The 18807-nt window shown below is 60.3% G+C and carries 17 protein-coding genes; 13 read left to right on the top strand and 4 right to left on the bottom strand.

What is annotated here, in order from left to right:
- Positions 1-85: 85 nt before the first annotated feature.
- From B9Z33_RS08135 to B9Z33_RS08120, 4 genes are all read left to right on the top strand, one after another.
- A complete protein-coding gene (locus tag B9Z33_RS08135; protein ID WP_108286519.1) occupies positions 86-346 on the top strand; it encodes a type B 50S ribosomal protein L31 in 261 nt (86 codons plus the stop codon).
- Between the two features lie 120 nt (positions 347-466).
- Positions 467-2200, top strand: a complete 1734-nt coding sequence (locus B9Z33_RS08130) for a hypothetical protein (RefSeq protein WP_199220313.1) — start codon at positions 467-469, stop codon at positions 2198-2200.
- Positions 2201-2203: 3 nt separating this feature from the next.
- Positions 2204-3565 (top strand): MATE family efflux transporter, encoded by a 1362-nt coding sequence (locus B9Z33_RS08125; protein ID WP_108286517.1) that lies wholly within the window; start codon positions 2204-2206, stop codon positions 3563-3565.
- A gap of 80 nt (positions 3566-3645) precedes the next feature.
- A complete protein-coding gene (locus tag B9Z33_RS08120; protein ID WP_108286516.1) occupies positions 3646-3948 on the top strand; it encodes an antibiotic biosynthesis monooxygenase in 303 nt (100 codons plus the stop codon).
- 28 nt (positions 3949-3976) lie between these two features.
- Here B9Z33_RS08120 and B9Z33_RS08115 read toward each other — a convergent pair whose 3' ends face one another.
- The gene (locus tag B9Z33_RS08115; RefSeq protein WP_108286515.1) at positions 3977-4414 is read right to left on the bottom strand and encodes a MarR family winged helix-turn-helix transcriptional regulator; all 438 of its coding nucleotides are present in this window, start codon (positions 4412-4414) and stop codon (positions 3977-3979) included.
- A 122-nt stretch (positions 4415-4536) separates the two neighbouring features.
- On the opposite strand from B9Z33_RS08115, the gene B9Z33_RS08110 reads away from it, so the two are divergent.
- From B9Z33_RS08110 to B9Z33_RS08085, 6 genes are all read left to right on the top strand, one after another.
- Positions 4537-5232, top strand: coding sequence for a fumarylacetoacetate hydrolase family protein (locus tag B9Z33_RS08110; protein WP_108286514.1), 696 nt, complete (start codon positions 4537-4539; stop codon positions 5230-5232).
- A gap of 146 nt (positions 5233-5378) precedes the next feature.
- The gene (locus tag B9Z33_RS08105) at positions 5379-6410 is read left to right on the top strand and encodes a TRAP transporter substrate-binding protein (RefSeq protein ID WP_108286513.1); all 1032 of its coding nucleotides are present in this window, start codon (positions 5379-5381) and stop codon (positions 6408-6410) included.
- A gap of 134 nt (positions 6411-6544) precedes the next feature.
- Positions 6545-7036, top strand: a complete 492-nt coding sequence (locus B9Z33_RS08100) for a TRAP transporter small permease (protein ID WP_108286512.1) — start codon at positions 6545-6547, stop codon at positions 7034-7036.
- Complete coding sequence (locus B9Z33_RS08095; protein ID WP_108286511.1) at positions 7033-8349, top strand: TRAP transporter large permease; 1317 nt, start codon at positions 7033-7035, stop codon at positions 8347-8349. The genes B9Z33_RS08100 and B9Z33_RS08095 overlap by 4 nt, the downstream gene beginning before the upstream one ends.
- Positions 8350-8470: 121 nt before the next feature.
- Positions 8471-9019, top strand: coding sequence for an NUDIX hydrolase (locus tag B9Z33_RS08090; RefSeq protein WP_108286510.1), 549 nt, complete (start codon positions 8471-8473; stop codon positions 9017-9019).
- A 91-nt stretch (positions 9020-9110) separates the two neighbouring features.
- Positions 9111-9338 (top strand): hypothetical protein, encoded by a 228-nt coding sequence (locus B9Z33_RS08085; RefSeq protein WP_108286509.1) that lies wholly within the window; start codon positions 9111-9113, stop codon positions 9336-9338.
- 114 nt (positions 9339-9452) lie between these two features.
- Here B9Z33_RS08085 and B9Z33_RS08080 read toward each other — a convergent pair whose 3' ends face one another.
- A complete protein-coding gene (locus B9Z33_RS08080; protein WP_108286508.1) occupies positions 9453-11099 on the bottom strand; it encodes an acyl-CoA synthetase in 1647 nt (548 codons plus the stop codon).
- 116 nt (positions 11100-11215) lie between these two features.
- Between B9Z33_RS08080 and dnaG the strand changes: the two genes are divergently transcribed.
- Positions 11216-13333 carry a DNA primase gene (dnaG, locus tag B9Z33_RS08075; protein ID WP_108286507.1) on the top strand — a complete coding sequence of 706 codons (2118 nt, stop codon included), beginning with the start codon at positions 11216-11218 and terminating at the stop codon, positions 13331-13333.
- A 228-nt stretch (positions 13334-13561) separates the two neighbouring features.
- Here dnaG and cysE read toward each other — a convergent pair whose 3' ends face one another.
- Positions 13562-14329 (bottom strand): serine O-acetyltransferase, encoded by a 768-nt coding sequence (gene cysE / locus B9Z33_RS08070; protein ID WP_108286506.1) that lies wholly within the window; start codon positions 14327-14329, stop codon positions 13562-13564.
- Positions 14330-14340: 11 nt separating this feature from the next.
- Positions 14341-15072 (bottom strand): RNA methyltransferase, encoded by a 732-nt coding sequence (locus tag B9Z33_RS08065; RefSeq protein ID WP_108286505.1) that lies wholly within the window; start codon positions 15070-15072, stop codon positions 14341-14343.
- 149 nt (positions 15073-15221) lie between these two features.
- Here B9Z33_RS08065 and B9Z33_RS08060 point away from each other — a divergent pair, with 149 nt between their 5' ends.
- Positions 15222-16166: an inositol monophosphatase family protein gene (locus tag B9Z33_RS08060; protein ID WP_108286504.1), complete on the top strand. Its 945-nt coding sequence runs from the start codon at positions 15222-15224 to the stop codon at positions 16164-16166.
- A 3-nt stretch (positions 16167-16169) separates the two neighbouring features.
- Entirely contained in the window at positions 16170-18797 is a 2628-nt protein-coding gene (gene mutS / locus B9Z33_RS08055; RefSeq protein ID WP_108286503.1) for a DNA mismatch repair protein MutS, read from the top strand.
- Positions 18798-18807: the final 10 nt, after the last annotated feature.

Here is an 18807-nt window from a genome sequence, read left to right as displayed (position 1 = left end):
TGCCCTATAATCGACAGGTTTTGCGGAAAGTGCACTCAGATAGGCTGAAGTGTGGCTACCGTAGCGAAAATAAAAGGATTTCCCCATGAAAGACGGCATTCACCCCAACTACCGTGAAATTTGCTTCCAAGACATGTCCAATGGTTTCAAGTTCGTGACCCGCTCATGCGCTAACACCAAAGAAATGATCACCATGGAAGATGGTCGCGAGTTGCCTCTGTACAAGCTGGACACGACCAGCGAGTCGCACCCCTTCTACACCGGCACACAAAAGTCGGTCGACAACATGGGCGGCCGCGTGGAGAAATTCCGCAACCGTTTCGGCAAGACCACTGTCACCAAATAATCCATTTTTGGTGTCCCCCAAAAGGGCAGCCCGGGCAACCGGCCTGCCCTTTTTGCATGGAGCGGCCTCCGCTGCAAACGCCTGCGCCCTGGCGCCCCGGAACTGATATCTTCTGAACCTGTGAACCACCCTACCCCCGCCATCGTTGCACAAAGTGCCGTGCGCAGACTTCCTCGTCTGGCACTGCTTTTGTTGTGCGCTGCCTATGTGTTGCCCGGTTTTTGGGGCCGAACCCTTTGGAAAGCGCAAGACATTGAAGCCTTCGGCTACATGTTGCAGCTGGCCAAACCGGGCATGGGTGAGGCCGTCAGCTGGCTCAAGCCCACGCTGCTAGGCAGCCCAGACAGCAACCTGGCCTTGCTGCCTTATTGGTTGGGTGCCGCTTTCATTCGACTGGCCCCCTCTGGCTTCGAAGACACGTTTGCCCGTTTGCCTTTCATCGCCATGCTGATGACCACGCTGGCGGCGACCTGGTACGCGGTCTATGCACTGACCCGACACCCTGCTGCGCAACCCGTGGCATTTGCATTTGGTGGCGAGGCCAAGCCTGCGGACTACGCACGCGCCATGGCCGACGGCGGTTTGCTGGCGCTGCTGGCCTGTCTGGGCTTGGCTCAACTCTCACACGAAACCACCCCGGCACTCAGCCAGTTGTGCTTCGCTGCCTTGTTGTTTTTTGGCCTGTCCACATTGACTCGCCATCGCCTGCAAAGTGCCCTGGCCATCACCACAGGCATGCTGGGCCTGACCCTGTCGGGTGCCCCTACTTTGGCTTTGTGGCTGGGCATCGGTGGCTCAGTCATCTGCGCTGCAGCGCAACCGACCCCAACACAACGCCGTTTGAGCATGCTCGACTTGGGGCTTCTGGCGCTGGTATGCCTGCTGTGCGTCACCACGGCAGGTGCACTGGATTTGTGGCGTTGGCGCGTGGTGCCCCACAGAATGGTCGACTTGCATATTTTGGCCAAACTGATCGCCTGGTTCACATGGCCCGCCTGGCCTTTGGCACTGTGGTCTCTGTGGCGCTGGCGCGGGCAATTGTCACAAGTCTGGCGTTACCCCCACCTGGGTTTGCCACTGTGGTTTGCAGCCGTGACGGTCGGCGCGACCTGGTTCACGGGACTGACTGACCGTGCACTTTTGACATCATTGCCAGCCATTGCCACTTTGGCAGCCTTGGCTTTGCCCACACTCAAACGCAGCCTAGGGGCCTTGATCGACTGGTTCACTTTGCTGTTTTTCAGCATTTGTGCCTTGGTGATCTGGATCGTCTGGTTGGCCATGCAAACGGGTAGCCCAGCGACACCGGCCCGAAATGTGGCGCGCCTGGCCCCCGAGTTTGCACCCGAATTTTCAGTCGGCGCGTTTGTTCTGGCACTGGTCGCCACCATCGCTTGGGGCGCACTGGTGAAATGGCGCACGGGCTACCACCGCGCAGCCATCTGGAAGAGCCTGGTGCTCCCCGCAGGCGGTGCTGTTCTTTGTTGGCTGCTGTTGACCAGCCTGTGGTTACCGTTGCTCAACTACGCCCGAAGCTACGCGCCCTTGGTCGAAAAAGTCACCCGAATCACTGGCCCGACCAGTTGCCTGCAATATGCTGGCATCAGCAAAGCCCAAGGTACAGCGCTCAGGTACCACGCTCATGCCCGGTTGATGCCCATGCAAGCACCGCAGTCCGACTGCCCCTGGCTCATCATCGACAAAACCAACCGCTCCTTGTTGTCAGCAAAAATCGAATCGATCGGTTGGGTTGAAGAGGCCGCCATCAAGCGCCCCACCGACAAAGACGAAACCCTGCTCGTTTACCGTCCGGCGACACCCCTGAACACGCTTTCAGAGAAGCCGTTGAACTGAGCCATGTCCGAACTGCGCACCATCGCTCGCCATGCCGGCACCGTCTTGGTGGGGCAGTTGGCCGTGATGTCATTTGGCATTGCCGACACCTTGATCGCAGGCAGGTACAGCCCTCAAGCGCTGGCGGTTTTATCGCTGGCCTCGTCCATTTACATCAGCATTTATGTGGCCTTGAACGGGCTGCTGCAAGCTTTGCTGCCCGTTTGGGCCGAGCTCCACGGGGGTGGCCGCCAAGCAGAAGTCGGACGCTCAGTGAGGCAAGCGCTCTACATTGCGGCAGGTGCTGCGGTCATCGGCATCAGCGGTCTGTGGTTCCCAGATCTTTGGCTGTCCGCCACCGAAGTGCCCGCGGATCTCTGGCCCGATGTGCGGGCCTATTTGCGCATCCTGGCGTTGGCTTTGGTGCCTTCGCTGCTGTTTCGCATGTACAGCACCCTGAACCAAAGTCTGGGTCACCCGCGCTTGGTGACCTGGCTGCAAGCGGGTGCCTTGCTGGTCAAGGTGCCTTTGTCTTTTGTTTTGACTTTTGGTGGTGCGGGTTTTTCGGGCATGGGCGTTGTGGGCTGCGCTTGGGCAACGCTGGCGGTCAATACGCTCATGATGCTGTCGGGCCTGTGGCTTTTGCGCACACAAGACATTTACCAAGCCTATCGTTTGTGGCGACGTCCTGAAAAACCGGACTGGCCCGTGATCCGGCGCTTTTTGGCGTTGGGAGTACCAGCAGGCTTGTCCATCATGGTGGAAGTCACTTCATTCACTTTGATGGCTTTGTTCATTGCACGGCTGGGCGCGGTGGCATTGGCCAGCCATCAGATTGCGGCCAGTCTGGCCGCCGTGCTCTACATGGTCCCGCTGGCTTTGGGCATTGCCAGCAGCGCACGCACAGGCTATTGGCTCGGCGCCGGGCAAGCCCACAAAGCACGTCGGGCTGCGGGTTTGGGCATCGGTCTGGCCATTGGCGCCGCCTTGCTGGGGGCTGCGCTCTTGTTCATGGGCCGCGAAACACTGGCCCATGCATTCAGCACCGACCCCGATGTGGTGCAAGCGGCCACCGTGTGGCTGGCTTGGGTGGCGCTGTACCACCTGGCCGATGCGGTGCAAGCGGTTTGCGCCTACCTGCTGCGTTGCTACCGAATCACCATACTTCCTTTGGTGGTCTACACGGCCTTGCTCTGGGGTGTGGGCCTGTACGGCGGTTATCGCCTGGCTTACCAAGGCTTGGATTGGGCGGGTTTGTCCATGCGCGCCAGCGTGGACACCTTCTGGATCACCAGCACATCCGCGCTGGCACTGGTGTCGGTGCTGTTTGCAGCCCTGGTCTGGCACGCCTCTCGGCCCTTGCCAAGCCGGGCCACCACGGTATAAACGATAGGGCCCGAGCCTGCGCTTGAGGCAACGAGATGGGTTAAGGTTGAGGGTCAATTCACTTTGATCTGAACCACACCATGATCCTCGAACTCGCCGACATCCGCATCCACCCTGGACAGCAAGCTGCATTTGAAAAAGCCATTGAACTGGGGCTGAACACCGTGGCTTGCAAAGCCAAGGGCTTTCAAGGCGGCAAAGTCAACAGAGGCATTGAAAACCCCGAACGCTACGTTTTGCAAATCTTCTGGGACACCCTGGAGGACCACACCGTGGGGTTTCGCGAATCACCACTCTTCACGGAATGGCGCGCCATTGTGGGCCCGTTCTTCGCTGCACCGCCCCACGTCGAACACTTTGAGTTGACATCCAAGTCCGAGTGAACACACGGGCCCCAGCATCCCAACGGGTTCAAGGCGCCTCGTGACCCGCCACAAACTGCCTGAGCAAGTGCATGAACTGCGCTTGCTCGTGCGGTGCGAGTGGAGACAGAATGTCGGCCTGAACCCGCACCACATCGGCCTGCATGCCTGCCAGCGCCTCCAAACCCGTGGGGGTCAACACAAGCAACTTGCGGCGTCGGTCGGTCTCGTCGGCACGACGCGCCACCCAGCCCTTGCTCTCCAAACGGCCAATCACAGAGCCCGAAGTCGCGGGATCAAACGCGACCCGTTTGGCCAGCGTGATCTGGTCAATGCCCGGGCTGTCGAGCAGCGCGTTCAAAAAGGCAAATTGCACCGGCGTGACATCGGCTGCGGCCAAGTGCGCATTGAATATGGCCACGGAGATTTGGTGCGCACGCCTGATCAAATGCCCTGGCGCTGCGTTCAAATCAAAGTTGGGGGTCATTGCCGCGTTGCTCCATCAAATGCAGGGTTAGTACCAGTCGTTGTCCCGACTCAGGCTTCTATAGTAAGCGCGCTTAGCAAAATTTTTAGCCCCTCTTCCATCTTCTACTTTGAAAGTGCTTCATGAGTTTTGTATTTCCCCCAACGCCCACCGTTTCAGTGCCGGTCCTGGGCCAGCCCGAACGCTTTCCGGTGCACCGTATTTATTGCGTGGGCCGTAATTACGAAGAACATGCTAAAGAAATGGGCTTCACAGGTCGTGAGCCGCCTTTCTTTTTTCTCAAACCCACCGACAGCCTGGTCGTTGTGGAAGCAGGCCAAACCGGACAAATGCCCTACCCCAGCCTGACACAGAACCTGCACCACGAGATCGAACTGGTGGTGGCCATTGGCAAAGGCGGACGCAACATATTGGCCGCCGATGCGGCCAAGCACATTTATGGCTACGCCGTGGGCCTGGACATGACGCGCCGCGACCTGCAAAACGAAATGAAAAAGCAAGGCCGCCCATGGTGCATTGGCAAAGCCTTTGACCATTCCGCACCGATTGGCCCCATCACCCCCATGGCCCAAGCCGGTGATGTAAACAACGCCGAGATCAGCCTGCAGGTCAACGGCGCTGACCGCCAGCGCAGCAACGTGGCCAAGCTGATTTGGAATGTGGCCGAAACCATCGAGCACCTGTCTGCAGCTTGGGAACTGCAACCGGGCGATCTGATTTATACAGGCACCCCCGAAGGCGTGGCGGCAGTGGTCGCAGGAGATGTCCTGGCGGGCCAAGTGACCGGCTTGGGCAGCCTTCAAGTCACGGTCAAATGATGAACGAAAGTGCACCAAAAATTAAAAGCACTCGTTTACCCTTATTTGAACTCAGAAATCTTGCAACATAATTCATGTTTTAGCCAATTAACCAACCGGTCGGTTGGCTAATACCCCCTTTTGACAAACGCAAAGGAGACAATCCTGTGAAAAAACTCTTGAAACAAACCGCTCTGGCCGTTGGATTGCTGGCTGTGGGTTTTGGCGTACACGCCCAAACCGTGACCCTGAAGGTTCACCACTTCCTCGGCCCCCAATCGGTTCAGCACACCACCATGATGGGTGACTGGTGCAAGAACATCGCGCGCGACTCCAAAGACCGCCTGAAGTGCGACATCTTCCCGGCCATGCAATTGGGCGGCACACCTGTCCAGTTGTATGAACAGGCCCGCGATGGCGTGATCGATGTGGCTTGGACCCTGCAGGCCTACACCCCCAAGCTGGCCAAACTGGAAGTGTTTGAGCTGCCCTTCATGATGACCAATGCCGAAGCCACCAGCCGCGCTGCTTGGGACTACGCGCAAAAGTATGCTCAGGACGACTTCAAAGACGTCAAGATGCTGGCCATCCACGTGCACGGCCCAGGCAACATTTACACCAAGAGCAAAGCTGTCCACACCATGGCGGACCTCAAAGGCATGAAAGTGCGCGCCCCAACCCGCCAAGTCAACAAAATGGTCGCCATGATGGGTGCAACCCCAGTGGCCATGCCGGTGCCACAAGTGCCCGAAGCCCTGTCCAAAGGCGTGATCGACGGCGCGGTGATTCCTTACGAAGTGGCCCCGGGCCTAAAGGTCAACGAACTGACCAACTTCACCGCCGAAACCGACCGCAGCTACAACGCGCTGTACACCACCGTGTTTGTCGTGCCGATGAACAAGGCCAAGTACGACTCGCTGCCAGCAGATTTGAAAGCCGTGATCGACAAAAACTCGGGCCGCGAACTGTCCGCCTTCTTGGGCAAGACCCAAGCCGGTGCAGACGTTCCTGGCAAGAAAGTGTTTGAAGCTTCGGCCAACCAGAAGATCAGCATCATCCCCAAGCCAGAGCTCGAGAAGTGGAAAAAAGCGACCGATGCACTGGACGATGCTTGGGTGGCTGAAATGACCAGCAAAGGCTTTGACGGCAAAGGCATGCTGCAAACAGCCACCGATCTGATCAAGCAATACACGAAGTAAATCCGTGGCAAAGACAACCTGAGCAGCCTCTGCGGTCTGCTCAGGTTTTTTTATAAGTACAGGGCATTCAAGCGGCCTGAGCGCTACACCGATCGGCTTTCCGATTTCGTTTTTATTTATACCTGTCAAACACCATGATGTTTTCAAACTCACTGGAGCGGATTGCCCGGCTCTGCAGCATATTGGGCGGGCTGGTCATGACCGGCCTGATGCTGATGACTTGCTACAGCCTGATTGGCCGCAATTTTTTTGACTCCGCATTGATCGGCGACTTTGAGCTGACAGGCGTGGGCGCAGGTGCGGCCATCGCCTTGTTCATGCCCATTTGCCAATTCAAGCGCGAAAACATCATCGTCGACTTCTTCACGGCGAAGTGCACTGAGGCCACGAACTTCAAGCTCGACCGACTGGGCGACCTGTTCATGACCGTGATTTTCTTTTTGTTGTCATGGCGCTGCGGTGCGGCGGCCATCAACGCCAAGGAAACCATGGGCGCATCCATGCTGCTGGGCTTCCCCGACTGGATCGTGTTCACCAGCATGAGCATCCCGTTTGGCATCACCGCATTCATTGCGGCCATGCAAGCGCTCTCCAAATTTGAAAACAACGACAAGGCATCGTCATGACCCCGATCACTTTGGCTTTGCTGATTTTTGGCATCATGCTGTTTCTCATGGTGGTTCGCGTACCGATCGCGGGTGCCATGTTCTTGGCGGGTGCCGCTGGCTTCATCCTTCAGACGGGTGTACAGCCCTTTTTGAACTTCCTGAACAACCTCGCTTTTGCCCGCTTGGCCAACTATGACCTGTCGGTGATTCCGCTGTTCATCTTGATGGGCCACTTTGCCACGCAAGGCGGCATCAGCAAGGCGCTGTTCCAGTTTGCGGCAGCGGTCATGGGCCGCTTCAAAGGCGGTCTGGCGATGGGCGCTGTCCTGGCTTGTGGCGCGTTTGGTGCCATTTGCGGCTCTTCTGTGGCCACAGCAGCCACCATCACTGGCGTGGCTTTGCCTGAAATGAAACGCCACGGCTACTCAGGCCGACTGGCGACCGGCACGCTGGCCGCAGGGGGCACTTTGGGCATCCTGATCCCCCCATCGGTGCCGCTGGTGATCTACGCCATCTTGACCGAGCAGAACATCGCCAAACTGTTTGCAGCGGCCATGATGCCCGGCATCATTGCCATGGTGGGCTACATGATTGCCATCGCCATTTACGTGCGCGTCGTGCCTGGCCAAGCCCCTGATCAGGAAGAACGCGAAAAGCTGACGTTCGAATCGCTCAAGGGCATCTTGCCGATTGCCACCATCTTCATCATCGTGTTCGGTGGCATCTATGCCGGTTTCTTCACGCCCACAGAGGGCGCAGCCGTGGGTGCAGCATCCACCTTTGTGGCGGCTTTACTCAAGCGGGAGCTGACTTGGGACAAGTTCCTTGAATGCTTCCATGCAACCGCCATGAGCTCGGCCATGATTTTCATGATCTTCATGGGTGCCGACGTGATGAATGCGGCACTGGCTCGCACCCAGGTGCCTGGCCAGTTGGCCGAAATGGTGGTCGCCATGAACCTCGCACCGTTGATGGTGGTGGCTGGCATCTTGCTGCTGTATGTGGTGCTGGGTGCAGTGATGGACGAGCTGTCCATGCTGCTGCTGACCATCCCCATCTTTTTCCCGATCATCATGAAGCTCGACTTCGGCATGACACCCGAGCACACCGCCATCTGGTTCGGCATCATGGTGCTGATGACCGTGGGCTTTGGCATGCTGGCACCGCCGGTGGGTCTGAACGTGTATGTGGTCAACGGCATGGCCAAAGACGTGCCGCTGAGCGAAAGCTACAAAGGCATCATGCCTTTCCTGATCAGCGACACCATCCGCACCCTGCTGCTGCTGTTCTTCCCCGGCATTTCACTTTTCCTGATCCAGTACCTGACCTGATCAGGTGCATGACCCGAAACAGCCTCCATGGTTCATGACCTTGGAGGCTTTTTTATGGCGGACTGGTTAGACTTACAGCGTTGACGCCTTGTCTGTTTATTCCTCACTTTGAGCTCCCTTCATGATGTTTGACCGCACCATTCGACACTGCCGACAATGCGGCGCACTGGTCGCCCGTCGCCTGCCGGACGATGGCGACACCCGCGAACGGGCCATTTGCACGGTTTGCAACACCGTCCATTACGAAAATCCGCTCAACGTGGTGGGCACAGTGCCCTGCTGGGGCGATCAAGTCTTGCTGTGCAAACGCAACATCGAACCCCGCAAAGGCAAATGGACCTTGCCCGCAGGCTTCATGGAACTGGGTGAATCCACGTCGGAAGGTGCTGCACGGGAAACCACGGAGGAAGCGGGTGCCCAATTCATCATGGAAGACCTGTTCACCGTGATGAGTGTCCCTCGGGTAGGTCAGGTGCACTTGTATTACCTGGCCCGGCTCACCAGCGACGTGTTTGACCCCGGCCATGAAACCATGGAAGCGCGACTGTTCAAGGAGGAAGAGATTCCTTGGGATGAGTTGGCATTCAGAACGGTCAAGGAAACCTTGGAGCACTACTTTGCCGACCGACGCGCAGGGCGCTTTGGTACGCATGCATTTGACATCGCGTAAAAAAATCAACATCGCCTCCCCAAAAGGCATCGACGCACTCTCATAATACGGTGGTGTTTTTTACTTTCACCAGATTTCCAAAAGGCTTAGCATGATCAAGTCCATCACCACCGTTCTGAGCAGCTTGCTGGCTGCTGCCGCCATGGCACAAACTGCGGCACCAGCGCCAGCACCTGCTGCGGCCCCCGCCGTGACAGCCACCCCGGCCGTAGCCCCCGCGCCAGCAGCGGCCCCTAAAGCCGAAGCCCCAGCCAAGAAAAAAGCAGCCCACAAAGCCAGCAAAAAAAGCAAGAAATCGAAGAAAAGCAAAGCCAAGTAATCGACTAAAGCTCGTCTTTTCTGGCCTGAGAAATTCAGGCTTTAAAAAACAAAGGCCACCTTCGGGTGGCCTTTGTTTTGGGGTGACACATTCAGCGCAATGCCAAACCCGCCATCAAACATCAATCGCCTGAGCGGAGCCTGCCAACTTGCGCAGCTCAAACTTTTGAATCTTGCCGGTGCTGGTCTTGGGCAACTCACCAAACACCACCGCGCGCGGCACCTTGAAGCCCGCCAGATGCAGCTTGCAGTGCGCCACGATCTGCTCGGGCGTGGTTTGTGCACCGGCTTTGAGCTCCACAAAAGCACACGGCGTTTCGCCCCAGCGGGCATCGGGCTTGGCCACCACGGCTGCGGCCAGCACATCGGGGTGGCGGTACAGCACGTCTTCCACCTCGATGGACGAGATGTTCTCGCCGCCCGAAATGATGATGTCTTTGCTGCGGTCCTTGATCTTGATGTAACCGTCGGGGTATTGCACCGCCAGATCACCGCTGTGGAACCATCCGCCTGCAAAAGCTTCCTGCGTGGCCTTGGGGTTCTTCAGGTAACCCTTCATGGCGATGTTGCCCTTGAACATGATCTCGCCCATGGTTTCGCCATCTTGCGGCACGGGCTGCATGGTTTCGGGGTTGAGCACGCGCACATCGCGCTCCAGGTGGTAGCGCACGCCCTGGCGGGCATTCAGGCGGGCGCGCTCACCGATGTCCAGCGCATTCCAGTCATCGTTTTTGGCGCAGACCGTGGCCGGACCATAGACCTCGGTCAGGCCATACACATGGGTCAAATCAAAACCCATTTCTTCCATGCCTTCGATCATCGATGCAGGCGGCGCAGCGCCTGCCACCATGGCCTTGACGCCTGCGGGTACCCCCACCTTCATCGCCGCCGGGGCGTTGACCAGCAAGCCGTGCACGATGGGTGCACCGCAGTAATGCGTGACCCCATGCTGGCGGATGGCGTCAAAAATCGCCTGCGCCTCGACCCGACGCAGGCACACGTTCACGCCCGCACGCGCCGCCAGCGTCCACGGGAAGCACCAGCCGTTGCAGTGGAACATCGGCAGCGTCCAAAGGTAGGCCGCGTGCTTGGGCATGTCCCATTCCAGAATGTTCGAGATCGCGTTGGTGGCCGCGCCCCGGTGGTGGTAGACCACGCCCTTGGGGTTGCCGGTGGTGCCGCTGGTGTAGTTCAGGGCAATCGCATCCCACTCGTCAGCGGGCAGGCTCCAGGCAAAAGCGGCATCGCCGCTGGCCACCAAGGCTTCGTAGGTGAGCGAGCCGATCTTTTCACTTGGCCCGGTATAGAGCGCATCCTCCACATCCACCACCAGCAAGGGCGTTTGAGCCTGGCGCAGCGCCAGCGCCTTCTTCAGGGTGCCCGAAAATTCCGGGTCCACGATCACGGCCTTGGCCTCGCCGTGGTCGAGCATGAAAGCGATGGTTTCCGGGTCCAACCGGGTGTTCAGCGCATTGAGCACCGCACCTGCCATGGGGATGCCAAAGTGCGCCTCGACCATCGGGGGCGTGTTGGGCAGCATGACCGCCACGGTGTCGTTCTTGCCAATGCCCGCCTGGCTCAGGGCACTGGCCAACTGGCGGCTGCGGCGGTAAGTGGTGGCCCAGTCCTGACGCAAATCACCGTGCACGATGGCCAGGCGCTTGGGATAGACCTCGGCCGTGCGCTCGATGAACGACAGCGGCGACATCGGGGCATGGTTGGCGGGGGTCTGGGGCAAATCCTGGTCGTAAATTGAGGTCATAAGGACTCCTGAAACGGGTTATGGCTTCATTGGATGCCATTTGCCTGACCGTATCCTGAAATCCAGTTCACAGATGCATCCAAAGACGAAGCCCAATCGGCGAAAATAAGCTCCTTATGGCCATCCCCCAGTCTTTCATCCAGGAGTTGCTGTCCCGCGTCGACGTGGTCGACATTGTGGGCAAATACGTGCAGCTCAAGAAAGGCGGCGCCAACTTCATGGGCCTGTGCCCCTTCCACGGCGAAAAGTCTCCCAGCTTCAGCGTCAGCCCCACCAAGCAGTTTTTCCACTGCTTTGGCTGCGGAAAAAACGGCAACGCCATCGGTTTCCTGATGGAGCACGCGGGCATGACCTTCATCGAAGCGGTGAAAGACCTGGCCCAGCAAACCGGCATGCAGGTGCCCGAAGAACAGCAATCTCCCGAAGACCGCGCCAAAGCCGCCGCTCAAAAAGCCAAGCAAGACAGCCTGAGCGATGTGCTCGAAAAAGCCGGTCAGGCCTACCGTGAACAACTGCGCATCACGCCCCGCGCGGTCGAATACCTCAAGGGTCGGGGCCTGTCGGGCCAGATCGCCAAGCGCTTTGGCCTGGGCTATGCGCCCGAAGGCTGGCGCTCGCTGGCCAGCGTGTTCCCCAAATACGACGACCCGCTGCTGGCCGAGTCGGGCCTGGTCATCGTCAACGAAGAAGACGACAAACGCTACGACCGTTTTCGCGATCGGATCATGTTCCCGATCCGCAACATCAAAGGCGAGTGCATCGGCTTTGGCGGACGGGTGATTGGCAGCGGCACCCCAAAATACCTCAACTCACCTGAAACCCCGGTGTTTCACAAAGGCCGCGAGCTGTATGGCCTGTACGAAGCCCGCGAAGCCCTGCACAGCGCAGGCTATGTGCTGGTGACCGAAGGCTACATGGACGTGGTGGCGCTGGCCCAGCTGGGCTTTGCCAACGCCGTGGCCACACTGGGCACGGCCTGCACGCCCGACCATGTGCAAAAGCTGTTTCGCTTCACCGATGCGGTGGTGTTCAGCTTTGACGGCGACGGCGCAGGCCGCCGCGCTGCCCGCAAAGCGCTCGACGGTGCCCTGCCCTATGCCACCGATGTGCGCAGCATCAAGTTTTTGTTTTTGCCCGCCGAGCACGACCCCGACAGCTATGTGCGCGAGTTTGGCCAGGACGCTTTTGCCGAGCAGATCAAACAAGCCATGCCGCTGTCACGTTTTTTGATCGAAGCGGCCAGTGCCGACTGCGACCTGCAAACCGCCGAAGGCCGCGCCCGCCTGTCCAGTCAGGCAAGGCCTTTGTGGCAACTGCTGCCCGACGGCGCGCTCAAGCAACAACTGCTGTCGGAGCTGGCGCAACTGATCCAGCTGGAGACTGCAGGTCTCGAAAAACTGTGGGGTCAGCAAGCCGCCAGCGACCAACGCTTTGCGCCCCGCAGCAACGCGCCCGCCGCGGCCCCATCCATGCAGACCGCCAACGCGGCCCTCCAACAAGCCACCCATGCTGGCGGTGACGAGCACCACGCGTTTGAGCCGCACTACGGCGAGCCACCTGCTTGGGCGAGCGACAGCAGCTATGGCAGCGGATCGGGCGCACCCGCTTATGGCGGTGCATACAGCAACGCAGGCGGCAAGTTCTCGGGCAACAACTGGCCCCGAAAAAACCCCAACTGGACACCCAACAGCAAGTTCGGCAACAGCCGCTACAAGCGCGACCAAGCCCCCGTTTACACCGGCCCGCGCACCGTACCCGCCAGCCGGGCCGACCATGCGGCGCGCCTGCTGCTGGGCAATATGGCGCTGTGGGAAACGCTGGCCGGAGAAGACCACGCCATGCTCTGCGCCCTGCCCGCACCGCACGGGCCTTTGTTTGCCTGGCTCGAATCTGTGTTCCATGAGCAAGGGGCTCTGGGCTGGACGGCCTTGCAAACCGAGATGCAAAGCCAGGCCTTTGCCGAAGATGCCGTGCGCTGGATGGCCCAAGACAATCTGGGGGTCACGGCCGGGAACGAAGACGCCACCCCACCCGACCCACAAGAAGCTAGGCAAGAGCTGCGCCGATTGCTCAACATGCTGCTCATTGACCGCCTCAAACAGCTCGAAACCGAAGCCCTGGCCCAAGCCAGCACCGGCCAGGACCCCGAAGCCCAGCAACGCTGGCGCAGCCTGCACGAGCGCCGAAAGGAACTGATGGCTTCGGCGGCAGCGGCATTGCTGGCTTCACAGTAAGCCACGCCTGTTCAGAAAAGCTGGCGGCCATCAAGCAGGCTGGATTTTGCAGGAGCGAGCCCCTGCTCGCGAAGGGTTTTTCAGCTGAAAAACCTGCTGCAAGCGACGCAGCCCATTCGGCATTCGGCCGCAGGGGCGGCCTCCCACAGGAACAACTCAGAGCATGAGGCCGCGAGGGTAGCCGCCCACAAGAGCAATTCAGGTGGGCAGCACTTGTTCAGGCGGGCATCACTTGTCGAGCAACTGATTGAGCTTGTCGGCCTCGAAGGTTTCGCTGGTGGCCGCATCGCCGGGCATTTGCACCTGCTGCTGTGCACACAATTGCGCCAGCGCCTTCCAGATCATGGCGATCTGGTGTTCTTGCCCGGCGGCGTTGTCGATCAGGCCACGCAGCGCCTGACTCACAGGATCGTCGTCTTGCGTGATGCCATAGGCGTTGAACTTGCGCTCGGTGCCAGACACATCGGCGCTCTCGCCCGCTTTGGACGGGATGATGCGCGCCGGAATACCCACCGCTGTGGCCCCAGCGGGCACCGGCTTGATGACCACCGCGTTGCTGCCGATCTTGGCGCCATCGCCGACCTCGAAGCCGCCCAGCACCTTGGCCCCGGCGCTCACCACCACGTCTTTGCCCAGCGTGGGATGGCGCTTGGCACCTTTGTAGAGCGATGTGCCGCCCAAGGTCACGCCTTGGTAAATCGTGCAGCCGTCGCCAATTTCAGCCGTTTCGCCCACCACCACGCCCATGGCATGGTCAAAAAACACGCGCTCGCCAATCTTGGCGCCAGGATGGATTTCGATGCCGGTCAAGCCACGCGAAATGTGCGAAATAAAGCGCCCCAGCCACTTGAAGCCATGGTTCCAGCACCAGTGCGCGCGGCGGTGCAACACCAGGGCATGCAGGCCTGGGTAGCACGTCAACACCTCCCAAGCGGTGCGGGCAGCGGGGTCCCGGTCAAGGATGCATTGGATGTCGGAGCGAAGACGAGAAAACATAGGCGCTGAGTCTATCGCTTGCCGCTGGCGGTCTGGATCATGGCCTTGGCCACCCCGCGCAAAATGTGGATTTCCTCCGGGCTCAAATCAGCCCGGTTGAACAACTGGTTCAAGCGCGGCATCAGCTTTTTGGGCGCGGCCGGGTCCAAGAAACCGATGTCGCTCAGCGCCTGCTCCCAGTGCGTGAGCATGCCCGCCACCTGCTGGGCATCGGCCTTGTCGACAGGTGCAATCGCATCCTGCACCGGAAAGCCCCCCAGCGCCTCTCGCCAATCGTAGGCAATCACTTGGATGGCCGAGCCCAGGTTGAGCGAACCGAACTTTGGATTCGTCGGAATCGACAGCGCCACATGGCAGCGGTAAACGTCTTCGTTTTTCATGCCAAAGCGCTCGGAGCCAAACAAGAACGCCACACTCTGCTCGGGTGCGCCTGGCTGGGTCAACTGCGCAAAGTGCTCGCGGGGCGACCGGGTCGGCGGCCCAAAGTCACGCGGCGTCATGGCCGTGGCACACAGGTGGGTCACGCCGTCCAGGGCCTCGTCCAGCGTCTCCACCACGCGGGCCTTGTCCAGCACATCGTTGGCACCGCTGGCGCGCTGGATGGTTTCTTCCTTGCGCAGCACATTGGGCCAGCGCGGCTTGACCAGCACCAACTCGTCAAAACCCATGACCTTCATGGCCCGGGCCGCTGCGCCCACATTGCCAGCGTGGCTGGTCTCTATCAAGATGAATCGCGTTTTCATGCCCCGATTGTCCATGCTGAAATGGCACGCAGACGACATGCAGATCCGGTTCATGACGCCAAAATGACGAATACACCCACTTTTCATGAGAAAATGCCCCCTTCGCCGCCGCGATCGTGCGTGGGCCAGTCCAGTTCTTCACACAATTTATGTCGTCCAATCTCCACCCCATGCTCAACGTGGCCATCAAGGCTGCGCGCGCCGCTGGCGCCATCATCAACCGCGCCGCGCTCGACGTTGAAGCGGTTCGCATCTCGCAAAAACAAGTCAACGACTTCGTCACCGAGATCGACCATGCGAGTGAAAAAGTCATCATCGACACCCTGCTGACCGCTTACCCTGACCACGGCATCTTGGCCGAAGAGTCCGGTAGCCAGCATGGCAACCCGCTCGCTGACCACATCTGGATCATCGACCCCCTGGACGGCACGACCAACTTCATCCACGGCTTCCCTGTTTATTGCGTGAGCATTGCCCTGCAAGTGCGCGGCAAGATCGAGCAAGCCGTGATTTACGACCCCACCCGCAACGACCTGTTCACCGCCACCAAAGGCCGTGGCGCGTTCATGAACGACCGCCGCCTGCGCGTGAGCAAGCGCATCCGTTTGCAGGAATGCATCATTTCCACAGGCTTCCCTTTCCGCAAGGGCGACAACTTCAACCAATACCTGCGCATGATGGGCGACGTGATGCAACGCACCGCAGGCCTGCGCCGCCCAGGTTCCGCTGCGCTGGACCTGGCCTATGTGGCCGCTGGTTTCACCGACGGTTTCTTTGAAACAGGCCTCTCGTCCTGGGACGTCGCCGCAGGCTCGCTGCTGGTCACTGAAGCCGGTGGCCTGATTGGTAACTTCACCGGCGAATCCGACTTCCTGGAACAAAAAGAATGCCTGGCCGGTGCGCCGCGCATTTACGGCCAGCTGGTCACCATCTTGGGCAAGTACAGCAAATTTGCCAGTGCTGGCGACAAAGCGGCTGTGCGCACCGCCGTCGAAACCCTGAGCCGCGAACGCGCCTCAGACAGCGATGCATCTGACGCCGAGGTCGCGCCCGACGCTGCTGACGGCGCTGAACCCAAAGACGCCCCGTTTTAAGCCATGTCAGCGCTCGACCTGAGTGCCCACACCCCCATGATGGCCCAGTACCTGGGCATCAAGGCGGAGTTCCCTGACACGCTGGTGTTCTACCGCATGGGCGACTTTTACGAGTTGTTCTTTGCCGACGCCGAAAAAGCCGCCAGCCTGCTCGACATCACCTTGACGCGCCGTGGCCAGTCGGCCGGGCAGCCGGTGGTCATGGCGGGCGTGCCCTTCCATTCGGTTGAGACGTATCTGGCCCGGCTGATCAAGCTGGGGGAATCGGTCGCTCTGTGTGAACAGGTGGGCGACGTGGCCACGGCCAAAGGCCCGGTGGAGCGCAAAGTGGTGCGCGTGGTCACCCCCGGCACGCTCACCGACACCGAGCTGCTGCCCGACAAGAGCGAAGCCATCTTGTTGGCCGTGCACCAGGCCCCCAAAAACCGTTGCGGCCTGGCATGGCTGAGCGTCACGCAAGGTGTGGTGCACCTGGCTGAATGCGCTCAAGACGAGCTGGCCGACTGGGTCGACCGCATCAGCCCCAGCGAGCTGCTGGCCAGCGCGGGCATGACGCCCACCTTTGAACAAAAACTGCGCAGCCTCAAAACCACCGGGCGCGGCAGCTGGGCGCTGGCCCTGCGGCCCGACTTTCAGTTTGACGCAGGCTTGGGCCAACGCAAGCTGCTCGAACAACTGCAAGCCGCATCGCTTGCGGCTTGGAGCGCCGATGCGCTGGCCGACGCACACGCCGCTGCCGCTGCTTTGCTCACCTATGCCGAACACACCCAGGGCCGCAGCCTGCCCCACGTGCAACGCGTGCAAGTGCAACGCTCGGACGCACTCATTGACCTGCCCGCCAGCACCCGCCGCAATCTGGAGCTGACGCAAACCCTGCGCGGTGAAGATTCGCCCACCCTGTTTTCGCTGCTCGACACCTGCATGACCGGCATGGGCAGCCGCTTGCTCAAAAGCTGGTTGCTCAGCCCACCGCGTGACCGGCAAGCCGCCGTGGACCGCCTGCAAGCCCAAGCCGTGTTGCGCGGCGAGAGCGGCGCTGGCGCCTGGAGCGGCCTGCGTGAACAGCTCAAAGGCGCGAGCGACGTGGAGCGCATCACCGCCCGCACCGCCCTGCGCCAAGTGCGCCCACGCGAACTGGTGGCCCTGCGCCACTCGCTGGCGCGTGCGGCTTCGCTGTCCACACAACTGCAAGCCCTTCAGCCTGAGCCAGGCACGCTTTTGGCTGGCATGGCCCGCTGGCTCACACCGCCCACCCATTGCGCCGAACTGCTGCAAATGGCCCTGCTCGAAGAGCCCGCTGCGCTGGTGCGCGACGGCGGCGTGATCGCCGACGGCCTGGACGCCGAACTGGACGAGTTGCGAGGCATCCAGACCAATTGCGATGCGTTTTTGCTCGACCTGGAAACCCGCGAAAAAGAGCGCACAGGCATTGCCAACCTGCGCGTGCAGTTCAACAAGGTGCACGGCTTCTACATCGAAGTCACACAAGGGCAACTGGACAAAGTGCCAGACGACTACCGCCGCCGCCAGACCCTGAAAAACGCCGAGCGTTTCATCACGCCCGAGCTCAAAACCTTTGAAGACAAAGCCCTGTCGGCGCAAGAACGCGCCTTGGCCCGCGAGAAGTGGCTTTATGAAGGCCTGCTCGACCAGCTGCAGCCTTTTGTGCCCGCGCTCACCGCTTTGGCGCAAGCCATGGCCTCGCTCGACGTGCTTTGCGCCCTGACCGAGCGCTCGCTCACCCTCAATTGGTGCGCACCCGAGTTCACCAAAGAGCCCTGCATCGAAATTCGCCAAGGCCGCCACCCGGTGGTCGAGGCGCGCCTGGCTGAACTGTCCGGTGCCAGCTTCATCGCCAACGACACGGTGCTGGGCCCCAAGCAGCGCCTGCAAATCATCACCGGCCCCAACATGGGCGGTAAATCGACCTACATGCGGCAAGTGGCGTTGATCGTGCTTCTGGCCAGCATCGGCAGCCACGTGCCCGCCAGCCGCTGCCGCCTCGGCCCCATTGACGCCATCCACACCCGGATCGGCGCGGCCGACGACCTGGCCAACGCCCAATCGACCTTCATGCTGGAGATGACCGAAGCCGCGCAAATCCTGCACAGCGCCACACCCCACAGCCTGGTGCTGATGGACGAGATCGGCCGTGGCACCTCGACTTTTGACGGACTGGCGCTGGCCAGCGGCATCGCCACACATCTGCACAACAAAACGCAGGCCTTTGCCTTGTTTGCCACGCACTACTTCGAGCTGACCGAATTCCCGGCCACGCACACGGCGGCGGTGAACATGCATGTGAGCGCCGCCGAGTCCGGCGCGTCCATCGTGTTTTTGCACGAGCTGCAACCCGGCCCCGCCAGCAAGAGCTATGGCGTGCAAGTAGCGCGGTTGGCCGGCATGCCTGCGGCCGTGCTCAACCACGCCCGCCATGCGCTCAGCGCACTGGAGGCTGGGGCTACTGAAAGCCGCCAGCAGGTGGACTTGTTTGCCGCCCCGCCCGATGCCGAAGCCACAGGCCCCAGCCCGATCGAAGCGGCCTTGGCCCAAATCAACCCCGACGCGCTCAGCCCACGCGAAGCGCTCGACGCCCTCTATGCCCTGCAGCGCCTGCTGCCTAAAAGTTAAAGAGCCACAA

It is taken from the genome of Limnohabitans sp. T6-20, from assembly GCF_003063505.1.
Lineage (GTDB): Bacteria > Pseudomonadota > Gammaproteobacteria > Burkholderiales > Burkholderiaceae_C > Limnohabitans_A.
Note: the sequence above shows the minus strand (reverse complement) of the source record. Positions and strands in the feature narration are given on the sequence as shown.

Bases quoted from the DNA above. Each gene is read 5' to 3' on its own strand.
- B9Z33_RS08135 (WP_108286519.1), top strand. From the start codon at position 86: ATGAAAGACGGCATTCACCCCAACTACCGTGAAATTTGCTTCCAAGAC.
- B9Z33_RS08125 (WP_108286517.1), top strand. From the start codon at position 2,204: ATGTCCGAACTGCGCACCATCGCTCGCCATGCCGGCACCGTCTTGGTG.
- B9Z33_RS08120 (WP_108286516.1), top strand. From the start codon at position 3,646: ATGATCCTCGAACTCGCCGACATCCGCATCCACCCTGGACAGCAAGCT.
- B9Z33_RS08115 (WP_108286515.1), bottom strand. From the start codon at position 4,414: ATGACCCCCAACTTTGATTTGAACGCAGCGCCAGGGCATTTGATCAGG.
- B9Z33_RS08110 (WP_108286514.1), top strand. From the start codon at position 4,537: ATGAGTTTTGTATTTCCCCCAACGCCCACCGTTTCAGTGCCGGTCCTG.
- B9Z33_RS08100 (WP_108286512.1), top strand. From the start codon at position 6,545: ATGATGTTTTCAAACTCACTGGAGCGGATTGCCCGGCTCTGCAGCATA.
- B9Z33_RS08095 (WP_108286511.1), top strand. From the start codon at position 7,033: ATGACCCCGATCACTTTGGCTTTGCTGATTTTTGGCATCATGCTGTTT.
- B9Z33_RS08090 (WP_108286510.1), top strand. From the start codon at position 8,471: ATGATGTTTGACCGCACCATTCGACACTGCCGACAATGCGGCGCACTG.
- B9Z33_RS08085 (WP_108286509.1), top strand. From the start codon at position 9,111: ATGATCAAGTCCATCACCACCGTTCTGAGCAGCTTGCTGGCTGCTGCC.
- B9Z33_RS08080 (WP_108286508.1), bottom strand. From the start codon at position 11,099: ATGACCTCAATTTACGACCAGGATTTGCCCCAGACCCCCGCCAACCAT.
- dnaG (WP_108286507.1), top strand. From the start codon at position 11,216: ATGGCCATCCCCCAGTCTTTCATCCAGGAGTTGCTGTCCCGCGTCGAC.
- cysE (WP_108286506.1), bottom strand. From the start codon at position 14,329: ATGTTTTCTCGTCTTCGCTCCGACATCCAATGCATCCTTGACCGGGAC.
- B9Z33_RS08065 (WP_108286505.1), bottom strand. From the start codon at position 15,072: ATGAAAACGCGATTCATCTTGATAGAGACCAGCCACGCTGGCAATGTG.
- B9Z33_RS08060 (WP_108286504.1), top strand. From the start codon at position 15,222: ATGTCGTCCAATCTCCACCCCATGCTCAACGTGGCCATCAAGGCTGCG.
- mutS (WP_108286503.1), top strand. From the start codon at position 16,170: ATGTCAGCGCTCGACCTGAGTGCCCACACCCCCATGATGGCCCAGTAC.